Consider the following 12,941-nt stretch of genomic DNA (forward strand, 5'->3'; position numbering starts at 1 on the left):
CTCAGCGCTTCCTCGGCTGGAACACGATGTTGAGCTGCTTCAGGCTGCGCAGCAGGAAGTGCGGGTGGTAGGTGAAGTCGTTCTGCCCTTCGGCAAAATCCATGTCCTCGAACCGGTCGACCACCGCCTGAAAGCCCCAGGTCAGCTCGCGCCGGGCGAGCGGGGCGCCGAGGCAGTGGTGCGTGCCCGAGCCGAACGCCATGTGCGCGCCCGCCTTGGGCCGGTCGAGATCGAGCTTTTCCGGGCATTCGAAAAAGCGTTCATCACGGTTGGCCGCGCCATAGCGGACGTTGACGACGCTGCCTGCCGGGATCGTCACCCCGGCCAGTTCGACGTCCGCATGGGTGAAACGCATCAGCGATTGCACCGGGCTTTCGAGCCTGAGCACCTCCTCGACGAAATTGCGCATGTGCCTGCCGGGATCGGCCTTGAGCTTTGCCCACACGTCCTTGTTCTCGATCAGCAGCTTCATCCCCGCCGCGAGCGCATTGGTGGTGGTTTCCGAGCCGCCCACAAAGGTATCGGCCATCATCTCGGCGTGGAGTTCCTCGTCATTCAAGGGGCGCCCCCAGCCTTCGATCACGGTGTTGACCAGCACCGAGATGAGGCTGCCGTCCGGCTCCTCGCGCAGGCGTTCAAAGATCGGCTGGAAATAGTGCTGCGCCTCGATCTCGCGGTCGACCATTTCGAGGTGCTTGTCCTCGGGCAGCATCAGCGAGATGCGGTGGAAGAAGGCATCGGTCCAGCCCTTGATGCGCCACATGTCTTCCCGCTTGGCCCCCATCTGTTCGCCGATGATGAACAGCGGCAGGGGAACGCAGAACTGGCGCACCCAGTCGCAGCGGCCATCCTCGACGAAGGAGTCGATCAGTTCATAGGCAAGGGTTTCGACACGCGGGTCGATGTCCTTGATGCGGGATGGCTTGAAGGCCTCGTTGAACATCGCGCGCATCTGCTTGTGGTTCGGGTCATCACGCCCCGCCAGCGTCGGCGCGGGGAGCCAGCCCTTCTCGCGGAACCGCTCGGCGACCTTGCGCCCGCGCTCGGCATCGACGGGGCTGGCGCGCATCAGCTCGCTCAGGGCGGTCGAGGGGAAGCGGGCGGGGTCCATCAGCACCTCGCGCACATGGTCGTAGCGGCTCACCACATAGATTGGCGTGCCTGGGATGTTGTAGACCGGCACCTCGTCGCGCAAGGTCTTGTAGGCATCATAGGGGCACTGCTGGAGCGCGGGATCGAACAGGTCGATCTGGGGCTGCCCCGAAACTTCCTTTTGGACGTTCATCAGCGCACCTCGATCTTTTCCGCGCCCCATGGTGCAATCGTCTCGGCGGTCTTGAACGCCTCGGGCAGCTCCTCGACCATGTGATAGGTCGCCGCGAGCCGCCCGAAGCCGACGAAGAAGGCGACCGTCATGCCCAGTTCCACGATCTGCGCCTGGCTGAAATGCTGGCGCAGGTCGGCATAGACCGCGTCGGTGATGGCAAGATGATCGGTCGCCATCAGCTCGCCGTAACGGATCGCGGCTTTTTCGGCCGCCGAGAGGTTTTCGGCCTCCTGCGGGCGTTCCAATGAGCACACGAGGCCCTCGGTCACGCCGTCGGCCACCGCGTCCGAATAGCGGATCGCCATGCACGAACGGCACTGGTTGAAGAAGGCGACGCGCAGCCGCACCAGTTCGACCAGCCGTTCGGGCAGGGAGCGGTTGCGCTTCAGCGCCCCGCCGAAGCCCATCAGCCCCAGCGCCTGTTCGGGGCAATGCGCGAAGTAGCGGGTGAGGCCCTGTTCCAGATCGGTGAGGCCCGCCGGCTGGATCGCGGCGACAAGGCGCGCGTCCCACTGGTCGGGGGGAAGCTTCTCGATACGGCTCACAGGTCTCTCTCCCCATCCACGGCACTGGCATTTTCGCCCGTTTCCGTAGCGCCAAGGCTGCGGGACAACCCCTGCATCAGCAATTGGCGGATTCGCTAAGCGGCGAGGCGCCACCGCGCAGGGGAGAGGCGGATTGCAGGCGGGACACCCTCGCACACTGGCCGATGTCGACCTGTTCGCTCCGGGCGCGCAGGAGCACTGGTATGCGGCCTATGCGATCCTCCACGAGGAGGCCCCGGTGCAGCGCCTGCCGGGCGAGGGGCTGACCCCGGGCACCGACGCCTTCGTCCTCACCAAATACGAGGACATTTCGCGGGTCGTGAAGGACTGGGACCGCTTCCTGCCGACGCTTTCGTTGCTGGTCGCGCATATCCAGGCCTCGGGCGAGATGCCGAGCCACATCCCCGATATCGACGCGATGGTGGCGAGCATCGTGTCGCTGCGCCCCGATCCTGCGCTGTGGCGCGCGCACAGGAAGGAACTGACCGATCCGTGGGTCGGCCCCGGCTGCACGCGGCACGCGGGGATGATTGCAGGGCATGTCGAGGATCTTGTCGCCGGGATGCTCGCCAAGGCCCGTGCGGGCGGGCCGGTCGATTTCGTCGCCGATTTCGCCCGGCCGCTGCCGCAGCGGGTGATGGCGAGCGTGCTGGGCTTTCCGGTGGAGGACGTGCCCAGCCTCGAACAATGGGGCAATGCGCAGGTCATGTCCTACGTGATCGGGACCACTCACAAGAACATCCTCACCCCCGAACAGAGCGCCGAGAAGTTCCGCTTGCTGGCCGGGATGAAGGAATATGTGGCGGAAAAGACACGCGAAAAGCGCGCCCGCCCGCAGGACGATATGATCAGCTTCCTCACGCAGGTCGAATACCAGGCGCTGGGCCGCAAGCTCTCCGACGACGAGATCAATGGCGTGGTCTATGCGATGGTGATCGGCGGCCTGGAGACGACGCAATATGCGCTGGCCGAACAGGCGCAATTGCTGTGCGAGCGGCCGGGGATGTTCGCGCAGCTTCGCAGCGATCGGGGTGCGATCCGCACCTTCATCGAGGAAGGGATGCGGCTGCGTTCGCCCACGCAGGGCCTCTCGACCCGCATCTGTGCTGCTGACGAGGTGTTTCAGGGCGTCGCCGTGCCCGCCGGATCGATGCTCCACCTGAGGTGGGCCGCTGCCAATATCGATGCCGACGAGTTCGAGGACCCGCTCGACCTCAAGCTGGATCGCAAGGCCGTCACCCGCCACTTGGCCTTCAGCCAGGGTCCGCGTTCGTGCCCGGGCTCGAACATCTCGCGTTTGGAACAGATGATCGCGTGGGAGAAGCTCTGCGATGCCTTCGCCGATCTCGCCTACGCGCCGGGCAACGACTTCCGCCATCAGGGCGGGATCATGCTCGGCATCTACCGGCTGATGCTCAACCTCACACCCACGGAGACACCCTGATGGCCAGTCTGCTCGCCCATATCACGATCCAGCCCGGCAAGGAGGCCAAGTGGGAGGCGATCATGCACGACATGGTGCACCACACCTTCGGGACGGAAGAGGGCGTGCTGCGCTACGAATACTGGAAGGGGCAGGCGCCGCTGTCCTATTACTGCCTGCTCAGTTTCAGGGACAAGTGGGCCTTCTATCACCACCAGATGTCCGACCACCACGAGGGGCACGATTTCGCCGATGTGCTCGCCGGAATCACGCTCGAATATATCGACCCGGTCGAGGGCGCGGGCGGCGGGCTTCCGCACACCGAGGACCCCGCCCTGCCCGAGGATGCCAGCGAGGCGATGAAGACCGCGCAGGAACGCTTCCCGCTGTCGATCCCGGCATGGTGGGGGGCGCGCGCATGAACATCGAGGAAAAGCTCCGGGAACTGCTCGACCGTCAGGCGATCGGCGATCTCATCGCGCGCTATTCGCGCACGCTGGACTGGCTGGATGATGAAGGGCAGGCGGGCTGCTACTGGCCCGAGGCGCGCATCGACTACGGTTTCTTCACCGGCACCGCGGCGGATTTCGTGCCGGTGGTGATGGCGGTGGAGCGTTCCACCGGGCGGCGCTGGCACATGCTCGCGCCCTTGTCGGTCCGGCTCACCGGCCCGACCACGGCGGAGGGGGAGTGCTACGGCATCGCCCTCGGCTTCCGGCGGGAGAGCGATGCGGAGCCCTACAAGGGCAACATGTATGGCGGGCGCTATCTCGACACCTACGAGAAGCGCGGCACCGAAAACGGAGAGGAATGGCGCATCGCCAGCCGCCGCTACATCCTGGACTGGAGCATGCCGATGCCGGACCAGCCCGACGCCGCGCCCAACGCCGCCTTCCCGCTGCCGATGCTGGATTTGCGCGAGAGCGGCCACCCGGATTACCGGCCCTTCTAGCCCCTTCCCTTGAGGGAAGGGGTCGGGGATGGGTGGTCCGCCGTCGACAGGGCAGAGCCCCCACCCCCGACCCCTCCCCAAGGGGAGGGGAGAAGGACGTGTAGCCCTACTGCGCCGGGTCCATGTAATCGCGGTAATAGGTGAGCTTGCCGCCTTCGACCTTGTAGATGCCCACACCCCCGCGTGACGGCGCGCCTTCCATGTGCATCGTCCAGCGCGCCCACACGGCGTGATCGTCGCCGCAGATCTCGTCGACGGTGAAGTGGACCTTGCGCTCCCCCATCTCCTTCACCATCGTCGTCATGAACCCCATGATCGCCGCGCGCCCGCGATACTGGCCCCAGATCGGGTCTTCGAGGAACGCGTCCTCGGCGAAGAGATCGACGAGCCTGGTGTAGTCGCCGCTGTCCTGGATGCGCCAGAAATCCTCGATCACGCGCTGTGCCTCGCCTGCCATGCCTGTGTCTCCCTTGCTGGCCGCAATCTGCCATGAGGCCGCTCGCCGCCCGCCTGTGAAAATGGCGAGGGTGTCGCAACGGCACCCTGCGGTATCTTCGTGCGGCAAAGGAGAGGCACCATGTCGACCATCCCCCGCGTATCCTCCGCGATTGCCGGAGAGCCTGCACATTTCGGCTCCGTCCTCGCCCGCCAGCCGGCCATCGCGGAGAGCTTCTTTGCGCTCTATGGCCGGTTCTGGGGCTCGGACGTGCTGGCGGCGCGGATCAAGGAGGTCGCGCGGATGCGCAATGCGCGCGTCACCGAATGCGGCTTCTGCCGCAATGTCCGCTTCGACAAGGCGGTGGCCGAGGGCCTCGGCGAAGAGGTGGTGGACGACATCACCGATGGCTACGAGACCAGCGCCCGGCTGACCGATGCCGAAAAGGCCGCGCTCAAGTTCACCGATGCGCTGATCCACGATCCCGAACTGCTGACCGGCGATGCGAAGGCGGCCCTGCAACGCCACCTCACGCCCGCGCAGATCGCCGAACTTGGCCTTGGCGTGACGCTGTTCCTCGCGCTCGCCAAGGCGCTGATCACGATGGGGCTGGAGCCCGAGGCGATGGACCGCACCGTGCTGCCCACCCCGGCCGTGCTGGAGGCGGCGGAATGAGCGCCGTCTGCGCCGCGCTGGCGGCCGATCCGGTGCTCGCCCGCCACTATGCCGATTTCCGCGCCAAGACCGAAGCCGCGCTCGATCCGGCACTGGCGGCGCTGGTGCGGCAGGCGGTGGCGGCGGTTCATGGCATGGGCGACGCGCCCGACGAAAGCGGCCTCGATCAAGGCATCCGCACAATCCTTGCCTATGCGCGGCGGATGCCGTTCGAGCATACCGCGATCACCGATGCCGAAGCGGCGGCGGCGGTGGCGCATCTGGGCGAGGCGGGGTTCGTTGCCTTCTCGGTGCTCGCCGCGCTCGCCGATGCGGAGTGCCGGGCAGAGCAGGTCGGGTTGGCGGAGCTGGCGGGCGGCTAGGAGAGTTGCGCAGCTGCGCTGCGGAGTTTCTCGCAGAGGCGCAGAGAAGAAAAGGGAGACGCGCAGGTGTCGCCCTGTGCCGAAGGCTCCTTGACGAATTGCGACGGCGCCGCGCGCCTGACGTCTTGATGAGGAATGCCGCTTCGCCGCGAGCGCAACATCTCTGCGCCTCTCTTTCCTCTGCGGTCTCTGCGGGAAACCCCTGTTCTTCTAATCCAATTCCCGCACCAGATCGCGCCCGTCCCAACCTTGCGCGGCGGCGGCGACGAAGTCGTAGAAGCCCGTCAGCTGCTCGGCCGGCTCATACAGCTCCAGCATGTGCCCGAGGCTCGTCCGGGTATCGACGAAGGCGAAAGCCGTGCCGCCTTGCGTGACCGATAGCTGCGCGAGCGGCGCGCCCTCGCCCTCGAAGCGCGCGATGGCTGCTGCGAGATCATCGACGAAGACCGCCGCATGGTGCAGCCCCTCGCGCAGCGAGCCGTGCGGAAACATCTCGTGCAGCGCGCTCTCGTCGGCGTTGTGCTGCACCACCAGCTCGATCATCACGCTGCCCCATTGGCCATAGGCGCTCGAATGGTCGAAGGGTCGCTCCACCCCGCGGTGCTGCGAGGATGCCAGCGCGACATGGCGCAGCACGAAGAAGGGCCCCGATCCGAACGCCCGGTGATGCGCCTCGGCCGCCGCTTCAAGACTGTTCACCTTGTAAGCCAGCTGCCGGACGGGGAGCACCTCAGTTGACCGCCCGGTCCTTGCCCGCCCAATAGGGCGCGCGCAGTTCGCGGCGCAGGATCTTGCCCGAAGGGTTCCTCGGCAGGGCGGGGATGAAGTCGACCGACTTGGGGCACTTGTAGCCCGCGATCAGCGTGCGGGCATGCTGGATCAGTTCCGCTTCGGTCAGGGTCTCGCCCGCCTTCACCACCACGCAGGCCTTGACTGCCTCGCCCCACTTGGGATCGGGCACGCCGATCACCGCCACATCGGCAACCTTGGGGTGCGAATAGAGCGCGTTCTCGACCTCGGCCGGGTAGACGTTTTCGCCGCCCGAGATGATCATGTCCTTCACCCGGTCGTGGATGTAGAGATAGCCGTCTTCGTCGAGATAGCCCGCGTCCCCGGTGCGCAGCCAGCCTTGCGGGTCGATGGTGGCGGCGGTGGCATCGGGGTTGTTCCAGTAGCCGCGCATGTTCTTGGAGGAACGCGTGGCGATCTCGCCCACGGTGCCGGCCGGAACCTCGTGGCCGGCCTCGTCGATCACCTTGATCTCGACCCCCGCGAGCGGCTTGCCGACCGAGCGCATCCGCACCGAGCCTTCGGGCACGTGGTCCTCGGGATCGAGCGCGACGATCGTGCCGCTGGTCTCGGTCATGCCGTACATCTGCACGAAGCCGCAGCCCATCACCCGGATCGCCTCGCGCATCAGTTCGAGCGGAATGGGGGAAGCGCCGTAGGTCACGTATTTGAGGCGGCTGAAATCGACCTCGCCCACGCGCGGGTGGTTGAGCAGGATTTGCAACGCGGCGGGGACCAGGAAGATCTTCGAGATGTTGAAATTCTCGATCAGGTCCAATGCCTTGGTCGGGTCATATTCGGGCAGGACGATCGCGTTGGTGCCCGCGACCAGCGTGCCGATGCCGGTGCCCGTGCCGCTGATATGGAAGCACGGCATGGCGAGCAGCGTGACATCGCCCGGGATCGGCTCCTGCCACTCCCGCATATCCTCGCCGCTGGCGGTCGCATCGCGGCTGGAGAGGATCGAGCCATGGGTGATCACCGCCCCCTTGGGCTTGCCGGTGGTGCCCGAGGTGTAGAGCTGGAGCGCGTCGTCTTCGGCGCGGACGCGGTGCGCGAGGGGCGTCGCCGAAAAACCGTCGCGCCAGATGCGGTAATCGGTGCCCGGGTAGTCGGGCGCATCGATGCCGATCACCTGTTCGACATGGGGGCAACCGGCCCGGATCTGGCCGAGCACCTCGGCAAAGCCCTCTCCCACGAACACCACGCGGGCGCAGGAATTGTCGAGCACATAGGCGACCTCGGGTGCGGCGAGGCGCCAGTTCACCGGGGTCATCACCGCGCCGATGCGGTTGGCGCCGAGGAAGGCCTCGAAATAGAGCGGGTGGTTCTTGCCGAGGAAGGCGACACGGTCCCCGGGCTTGATGCCGAGCGCGAGGAGCCCGTTCGCCACGCGGTCGGCGCCCGCGTCGATCTCGGCGAAGCTGATCTCTTCACCGCCGTAGGAAAAGGCGATGACATGCCCCTGCGCGCGGGCGTGTTCGCGGACGACGTCGCAGAAGCTATCTGCGGCCAGTGCTGTGTTCTCTCCCATGGGGGGCAGGGATACTCCCCGGCCGCGCGCGTGTCATTGGCACAATTCATAGCGGGCTGGTGACGGCGCGGCGGGGTAGGGTGGCGGAATGGCGATACCATCAGGCTTCGAAGCCGCCGGCTTCACTGCGGGCTTTCTCGATCACGGCGGGCCCTATTATCTCGGGGCCGCTTTCGAGGGCGTGCGCCCAGGAACCCCTAGAATTGTCGGCCTCATGATCTGCCCGCACCACATCAACTACCGCGACGCGGCGCATGGCGGGGTGATATCGACCTTCGCGGACGTGGCCTTGAGCCATGCGGTCTACGATGCGGAGCGGCCCCGCCTTGCGCCCTCGACCGTGACACTCACGGTCAACTACCTCGCGGGCGCGAAGCTCGGCGACTGGCTGGAGGCGCGCGTCAGCATCGACCGGCTGGGCGGCCGCACCGCCTACACCTCGGGCGGCATCTGGCGCGGCGAGGAACAGGTGGCGACGATGAGCGGGGTGTTTTCCTTCAAGCGGTGAAGGCTGCGCAGCTTCGCTGCGGGGTTCCTCGCAGAGATCGCAGAGAAAGAAAGGGGCGACGCAAAGGGGTTGTCCCTTGCCGAAGGCACTTTCTCACTCCTCGGCGCTGCTCCAAGCGGCAAGGTCCGACGAAGAAAGCTGCTTTGCCGCGGGCACCCCTTCTCCGCGTCTCACTTTCCTCTGCGTCTCTGCGAGAAACCGCCCTTCTTCTACCCCAGCCACGCCTTCACCGCCGCCGCCGAAGGATCGCGCTCGTCGTGATAGCCCGCCGCGCCCTCGGGCGTGTCCGACAGGTCCACCCCCTCCACCACCCGGAACTCGCGCCAGTCATACAGGCCCGTGCGCTGGGCGAGCCGCCATTCCTGCCCGCGCTTCTCGAACCGGTCGACATAGCGCCCCGCAACGATCGCCGAGTAGATCACGCCCTTGTCCGGAAACACCGCCGCCAGCGGGTAGCCGGGGGGGATCGTGTGCATCGCGGTCATGTAGGTTTCGGTGTGGCAGAGGCTATCGCTCTCGAAGCCGAAGATCGTCTGGCCGAGCTGGTGCTTGGTCGCAAGGCAGGGGTCGATGACGGCGCGCGCCTGCTCGACGAACCCGCGCCAGTCGCCTTCGATCGTGCCGAAGCGGAAGGTGGCGTCGGGGTGGAACAGGCGCTCCATCATCCCCCAGCGCCGCCGGTCGATGGCATGGGCATAGGCGGCGAGGATATCGCGGATCGCCTCGCGGTCTTCGAGGGTGCCGGTCATGGGGTCAGCTCCACGATCACCTTGCCGATATTGGCGCCGGTGAAGAGTTTGGCATAGGCGGTCAGGGTGTTTTCAAGGCCGGTGGTCACGTCATAGGGCATCACCAGATCGCCGCTTTCCGTCCACTCCCGCAAGCGGCGGGTGAGGGCGGGGCCTTCGTGCATGAAATCGGGCGAGAAGAAGCCCTCAATGCGCAGGCGCCGCATCAGCACCTGATCGAATTCCTTGGGGGCGGTGCGGGTGCCGGCGGTGTAGTCCGCGAGCAATCCGCACACCGCGATGCGGCCATAGTGGTTCATGCGGGTCAGCACCTGGTCGAGCAGCGCACCCCCGACATTGTCGAAATAGACATCGAAGCCCGAGCCGTCTCTTTTGGCCGTATCGAGCCGCGCGCCGACATCCCCCGCCTTGTAATCGACCGCCCCTGCGATCCCCAATTCTCCCGTCAGGTAAGCGCATTTCGCCGCCCCGCCCGCAATGCCCCACGCCTCGCAGCCGAGCAGCCGGGCGATCTGCACCGCGAGGATCCCGGTCGCCCCGGCCGCGGCCGAGACCAGCACGCGCTCGCCGGGCCTGGCCGCGCCGGTCCGCTCGATGCCCCACAATGCGGTCCACCCGTTCATGCCGAGCGGGCCGAACCACGCGCGCCGGTCGGCGACGGTGGGATCGAGCAGGATCGCGCCCGACATCACGGCATCGACCGTGCTGACATCCGCCCACTGCCCGAAGGCGCGCACCAGATCGCCGGTGGCAAAGCCTTCCGCGCGGCTCTCGATCACCTCGCCCAGCACCAGCCCCGTCATCGGGCCGCCCACCGGGAGCGGCGGCTGGTAGCCGTCCTCGCGGTCCGACAGCCACATGCGGGTGCCCGCGTCCATCGACAGGTGGGTGTTGCGGATGCGGATCTGGCCGTCGGCGAGGGGGGCGAAATCCTCCTCCACCAGTTCCAGCGCGGCGGCGAAATCGGTGCCCTCGGGGCGGCGCGCGATGCGCCAGATGCGGTTGTCCATGCGCGGCTTGTCAGACTGCCGCGCCGCTACGGCAACCCCGCCTTTTCGCTAGGGCCAGGAACAGGCGCGGCTATCACTTTGGCGCGGTGCGAGGGGGCGGGGGGCTTCCTAGTCTTGCCTCCACAAGAACACGAGGGAGAGAGGAACTATGGCACTCATCACGGTGATCGGCGCGAGCGGGCGGCAGGGCCTTGCGCAGGTGCGCCAGGCGCTGGCGGCAGGCTATGACGTGCGCGCGATCTCGCGCCGGCCCGATGCGCTGGAGGGCGCGCCGGTCGAGGGGGTGGAGCGGGTCGAGATCCGGCCGATGGACCTCTACGACACCGCGACCTTCGCCGAGGCGCTCGAGGGCAGCGACTACATCTTCTACACCCACCCGCTGCAAGCCCGCGCCGACCGCGCCTATCTGGTCGGCGAAGTCGGCAAGGTCGCAGCCCACCTCGGGGTCAAGCGGGTGGTTTGGAACACCTCGAGCTGGATCCCCGACAAGCCCGGCGATGCCTTCACCTATGCCGGCAACACCGCCGGGATCAACGCCCTGTGGCGTTCTGGCGCGCCGGGGACGGTGTTCGGGAGCGTCCTGTTCATGGACAACCTCCTGACCAACTGGGCGCGGCCCTTCATCGTCAATGAGGGGCGCTATGTGTACCCGCACAACCCGAACCTCGAAGCCAACTGGATCAGCCTCGACGACGTTGCGCGCTTCATGCTCGCCAGCCTCGAGCGGCCCGACATGGAGGGCGCCTGGCTCAACATCGGTGGCCCCGAGCGGCTGGTCGGCAAGCAGGTGACCCAGTGCCTCTCCGAGGCGCTCGGCAAGGCAATCAAGTACGATCCCTGCTCGCCCGCCGAGTTCGGCCGCTACCTCGTGGAAGCCGCCGGTGACGGGATGCCCGCAGAAATGCGCGCCGACTTCGCCAAGGGGATCGAGGACTTCTACGAATACAACAACAACGCGCCGACGCGGCCCTTCGCGGTCGACATGGACCACGTCTACGAACGCTTCCCGGAACTGGAGGGCAAGCTCGAGCCGATGGGCGAATGGACCAAGCGGCAGGACTGGGGCGAGAGCAATTATCGCCCGGCGTTCGGGTAAGACCATGAGCGAACGGCGCGCGGCCAATATCGCGCTCTCCACCCGCTATTACGAGGCACTGGCGGCGGGCGATTTCGATGCGCTCGCCGCCCTGCATTCGGACGACGTGGTGTTCAACCTTCTCGGCACCACGCCGGTCTCCGGTCGCTGGGTCGGCAAGGCCGAATGCTTCGGGCCGGTCGTGGCCGAGGGCGTGATCGGAAAGCTGGTGGCCGAAACCATCCGCTTTTCGCGCCAGTGGCGGATCATGTGCGCCGACGATGATCGCGTGGTGGGGTTGATGCGCGGGGGCGGCATGGCCACCAACGGCCACGAATATCTCCAGACCTACTGCCAGATCCTGACGATCGCGGACGGTCTGATCGTCGAGCTGCACGAGTTCTTTGACACCGCGCTGGTCGAGCTGGCGCTCAACGACAACCCGACAGCCAAGGGGCCGAGCGTGCCGGTGCGGCCGTTTGCGTTCTAGCTCGGCAGATTGATTTTTTCACCCCCACCCATCGTCGCCCCGTACATGGCCCGGGGCTTGGCTCCTTGCCGTTCGGGTGGAGACAAAGAAAAGCCGACAATCGGGGGGATGGCGGCCTCGGCCTCGTTTCGGCCAAAAGCGGACGTTCAGGAAGCGCCCCCGCAGCGGACACTCGCTACCCGCTCTTTCCCATGAGGACGTCCGCGGCGGAAGCGGGGCATGGGATCGATCTTTGTCCAGGCTCTCGACGTCCCCTGTCTCCTGCGCGATGGCGCTGCGTTTCTTCCGCAGGATTGATTGTGGTTGAAGTGCCGATCCACTTCTGCATCTCTTCAGGTCCGAACCACAATGCACTGGAGTGGGGAACAGAGTTGGTCATATCATAAAATTGATGTGCCTTATCGTGGCTCATTCCCATTTCCATATAGTAATTCAGATACATTTCGTTCACCGGGTCATGTTTTTTATAATCGTAAGGGCCCTTTCCATAATAATCGGACCAGCAATGAACTGCAAAACGCGCGCCCTTGTCCATCGTGCGGCGCACGCCCGCGATAAAGAGATCGACAGCGCCGGAACGCGCCGAGCCATTGTTAGGGACATGGGTCGACAACCCGCTCGCGCGGATCAAGCGACCGAGCTTGAGGTTGCTGATATCGTTGATTGTTCCTGGCGCATCAATGAAGTCCAGCTGATCGATGTCAGGGTATGAGGTCATCATCCGCCCGAAATGCTTCAGGCTCTCCGAGTCCGTCGCTCCGACCAGTCCTGCAACTCTGCTGTTCAAGACAACAAATGGCCCAAACCGCGCGGGCGGGGCGGCCGTCTCGTCTGCCGTTTGGCGATGGACTTCGGAAGAACATGCAGCAGATGGCTGGTCAACTCTGATCCAGCAGCGCTTCACTGGATCCCAATCCTCGACCCATGTTTCAACGACCTGAACGCCAGTCTTCCGGGCCGCAGAATGATCTTCAGCCGGGGATGTTTGGTCCGTTGAAAACGATATCACCGCAAAGGCGAAGATTGCGAACAACGCCATCGTACATGCTGCAAGAAAGATTTTTGC

16 protein-coding genes are annotated in these 12,941 nt (G+C 65.8%); 8 read left to right on the plus strand and 8 right to left on the minus strand.

Annotated elements, in window-relative coordinates; all coding sequences use genetic code 11:
- Position 1 precedes the first annotated feature (1 nt).
- Both D620_RS0105765 and D620_RS0105770 read right to left on the minus strand, forming a co-directional pair.
- Positions 2-1,285 (minus strand): cytochrome P450, encoded by a 1,284-nt coding sequence (locus D620_RS0105765; RefSeq protein WP_017664845.1) that lies wholly within the window; start codon positions 1,283-1,285, stop codon positions 2-4.
- On the minus strand, positions 1,285-1,872 hold the full coding sequence (locus D620_RS0105770; RefSeq protein WP_017664846.1) for a carboxymuconolactone decarboxylase family protein: 588 nt from the start codon (positions 1,870-1,872) through the stop codon (positions 1,285-1,287). Before D620_RS0105770 ends, D620_RS0105765 begins: the two co-directional genes overlap by 1 nt.
- A gap of 133 nt (positions 1,873-2,005) precedes the next feature.
- On the opposite strand from D620_RS0105770, the gene D620_RS0105775 reads away from it, so the two are divergent.
- The 3 genes from D620_RS0105775 to D620_RS0105785 are packed head-to-tail and all read left to right on the plus strand — an operon-like array spanning position 2,006 to position 4,247.
- Positions 2,006-3,316 (plus strand): cytochrome P450, encoded by a 1,311-nt coding sequence (locus tag D620_RS0105775; RefSeq protein WP_017664847.1) that lies wholly within the window; start codon positions 2,006-2,008, stop codon positions 3,314-3,316.
- Complete coding sequence (locus D620_RS0105780) at positions 3,316-3,717, plus strand: putative quinol monooxygenase (protein WP_017664848.1); 402 nt, start codon at positions 3,316-3,318, stop codon at positions 3,715-3,717. The genes D620_RS0105775 and D620_RS0105780 overlap by 1 nt, the downstream gene beginning before the upstream one ends.
- Entirely contained in the window at positions 3,714-4,247 is a 534-nt protein-coding gene (locus D620_RS0105785) for a nuclear transport factor 2 family protein (protein ID WP_196795260.1), read from the plus strand. The genes D620_RS0105780 and D620_RS0105785 overlap by 4 nt, the downstream gene beginning before the upstream one ends.
- Positions 4,248-4,353: 106 nt before the next feature.
- On the opposite strand, the gene D620_RS0105790 is transcribed toward D620_RS0105785, so the two are convergent.
- Complete coding sequence (locus tag D620_RS0105790; RefSeq protein WP_017664850.1) at positions 4,354-4,704, minus strand: nuclear transport factor 2 family protein; 351 nt, start codon at positions 4,702-4,704, stop codon at positions 4,354-4,356.
- 120 nt (positions 4,705-4,824) lie between these two features.
- Here D620_RS0105790 and D620_RS0105795 point away from each other — a divergent pair, with 120 nt between their 5' ends.
- Together D620_RS0105795 and D620_RS0105800 are read left to right on the plus strand one after the other, a co-directional pair.
- Positions 4,825-5,358 (plus strand): carboxymuconolactone decarboxylase family protein, encoded by a 534-nt coding sequence (locus D620_RS0105795; RefSeq protein WP_017664851.1) that lies wholly within the window; start codon positions 4,825-4,827, stop codon positions 5,356-5,358.
- The gene (locus D620_RS0105800; protein ID WP_017664852.1) at positions 5,355-5,720 is read left to right on the plus strand and encodes a hypothetical protein; all 366 of its coding nucleotides are present in this window, start codon (positions 5,355-5,357) and stop codon (positions 5,718-5,720) included. Before D620_RS0105795 ends, D620_RS0105800 begins: the two co-directional genes overlap by 4 nt.
- A gap of 210 nt (positions 5,721-5,930) precedes the next feature.
- Here the strand turns inward: D620_RS0105800 and D620_RS0105805 are convergent, their stop codons facing one another.
- Together D620_RS0105805 and D620_RS0105810 are read right to left on the minus strand one after the other, a co-directional pair.
- The gene (locus tag D620_RS0105805; protein WP_017664853.1) at positions 5,931-6,449 is read right to left on the minus strand and encodes a VOC family protein; all 519 of its coding nucleotides are present in this window, start codon (positions 6,447-6,449) and stop codon (positions 5,931-5,933) included.
- Between the two features lies 1 nt (position 6,450).
- The gene (locus tag D620_RS0105810; RefSeq protein WP_017664854.1) at positions 6,451-8,043 is read right to left on the minus strand and encodes a fatty acid--CoA ligase; all 1,593 of its coding nucleotides are present in this window, start codon (positions 8,041-8,043) and stop codon (positions 6,451-6,453) included.
- An 88-nt stretch (positions 8,044-8,131) separates the two neighbouring features.
- Here D620_RS0105810 and D620_RS14760 point away from each other — a divergent pair, with 88 nt between their 5' ends.
- Positions 8,132-8,551 carry a PaaI family thioesterase gene (locus D620_RS14760; RefSeq protein WP_081596539.1) on the plus strand — a complete coding sequence of 140 codons (420 nt, stop codon included), beginning with the start codon at positions 8,132-8,134 and terminating at the stop codon, positions 8,549-8,551.
- A 209-nt stretch (positions 8,552-8,760) separates the two neighbouring features.
- Here the strand turns inward: D620_RS14760 and D620_RS0105820 are convergent, their stop codons facing one another.
- Together D620_RS0105820 and D620_RS0105825 are read right to left on the minus strand one after the other, a co-directional pair.
- Positions 8,761-9,300 carry a nuclear transport factor 2 family protein gene (locus tag D620_RS0105820; protein WP_017664856.1) on the minus strand — a complete coding sequence of 180 codons (540 nt, stop codon included), beginning with the start codon at positions 9,298-9,300 and terminating at the stop codon, positions 8,761-8,763.
- The gene (locus D620_RS0105825) at positions 9,297-10,310 is read right to left on the minus strand and encodes an NADP-dependent oxidoreductase (protein WP_017664857.1); all 1,014 of its coding nucleotides are present in this window, start codon (positions 10,308-10,310) and stop codon (positions 9,297-9,299) included. The genes D620_RS0105820 and D620_RS0105825 overlap by 4 nt, the downstream gene beginning before the upstream one ends.
- Before the next feature lie 148 nt (positions 10,311-10,458).
- Here D620_RS0105825 and D620_RS0105830 point away from each other — a divergent pair, with 148 nt between their 5' ends.
- Positions 10,459-11,406 (plus strand): SDR family oxidoreductase, encoded by a 948-nt coding sequence (locus tag D620_RS0105830; protein ID WP_017664858.1) that lies wholly within the window; start codon positions 10,459-10,461, stop codon positions 11,404-11,406.
- A gap of 4 nt (positions 11,407-11,410) precedes the next feature.
- On the plus strand, positions 11,411-11,875 hold the full coding sequence (locus D620_RS14765; RefSeq protein WP_017664859.1) for a nuclear transport factor 2 family protein: 465 nt from the start codon (positions 11,411-11,413) through the stop codon (positions 11,873-11,875).
- A gap of 175 nt (positions 11,876-12,050) precedes the next feature.
- Here D620_RS14765 and D620_RS15965 read toward each other — a convergent pair whose 3' ends face one another.
- A complete protein-coding gene (locus D620_RS15965) occupies positions 12,051-12,914 on the minus strand; it encodes an alpha/beta hydrolase (RefSeq protein ID WP_196795261.1) in 864 nt (287 codons plus the stop codon).
- Positions 12,915-12,941 lie beyond the last annotated feature (27 nt).

The organism is Porphyrobacter sp. AAP82, assembly GCF_000331285.1.
Taxonomy (GTDB): Bacteria; Pseudomonadota; Alphaproteobacteria; order Sphingomonadales; family Sphingomonadaceae; genus Erythrobacter.

Coding starts and splice junctions, on each gene's coding strand:
- D620_RS0105765 (WP_017664845.1), bottom strand. CDS start 1,285: ATGAACGTCCAAAAGGAAGTTTCGGGGCAGCCCCAGATCGACCTGTTC.
- D620_RS0105780 (WP_017664848.1), top strand. CDS start 3,316: ATGGCCAGTCTGCTCGCCCATATCACGATCCAGCCCGGCAAGGAGGCC.
- D620_RS0105785 (WP_196795260.1), top strand. CDS start 3,714: ATGAACATCGAGGAAAAGCTCCGGGAACTGCTCGACCGTCAGGCGATC.
- D620_RS0105790 (WP_017664850.1), bottom strand. CDS start 4,704: ATGGCAGGCGAGGCACAGCGCGTGATCGAGGATTTCTGGCGCATCCAG.
- D620_RS0105795 (WP_017664851.1), top strand. CDS start 4,825: ATGTCGACCATCCCCCGCGTATCCTCCGCGATTGCCGGAGAGCCTGCA.
- D620_RS0105800 (WP_017664852.1), top strand. CDS start 5,355: ATGAGCGCCGTCTGCGCCGCGCTGGCGGCCGATCCGGTGCTCGCCCGC.
- D620_RS0105810 (WP_017664854.1), bottom strand. CDS start 8,043: ATGGGAGAGAACACAGCACTGGCCGCAGATAGCTTCTGCGACGTCGTC.
- D620_RS14760 (WP_081596539.1), top strand. CDS start 8,132: ATGGCGATACCATCAGGCTTCGAAGCCGCCGGCTTCACTGCGGGCTTT.
- D620_RS0105820 (WP_017664856.1), bottom strand. CDS start 9,300: ATGACCGGCACCCTCGAAGACCGCGAGGCGATCCGCGATATCCTCGCC.
- D620_RS0105825 (WP_017664857.1), bottom strand. CDS start 10,310: ATGGACAACCGCATCTGGCGCATCGCGCGCCGCCCCGAGGGCACCGAT.
- D620_RS0105830 (WP_017664858.1), top strand. CDS start 10,459: ATGGCACTCATCACGGTGATCGGCGCGAGCGGGCGGCAGGGCCTTGCG.
- D620_RS14765 (WP_017664859.1), top strand. CDS start 11,411: ATGAGCGAACGGCGCGCGGCCAATATCGCGCTCTCCACCCGCTATTAC.
- D620_RS15965 (WP_196795261.1), bottom strand. CDS start 12,914: ATGGCGTTGTTCGCAATCTTCGCCTTTGCGGTGATATCGTTTTCAACG.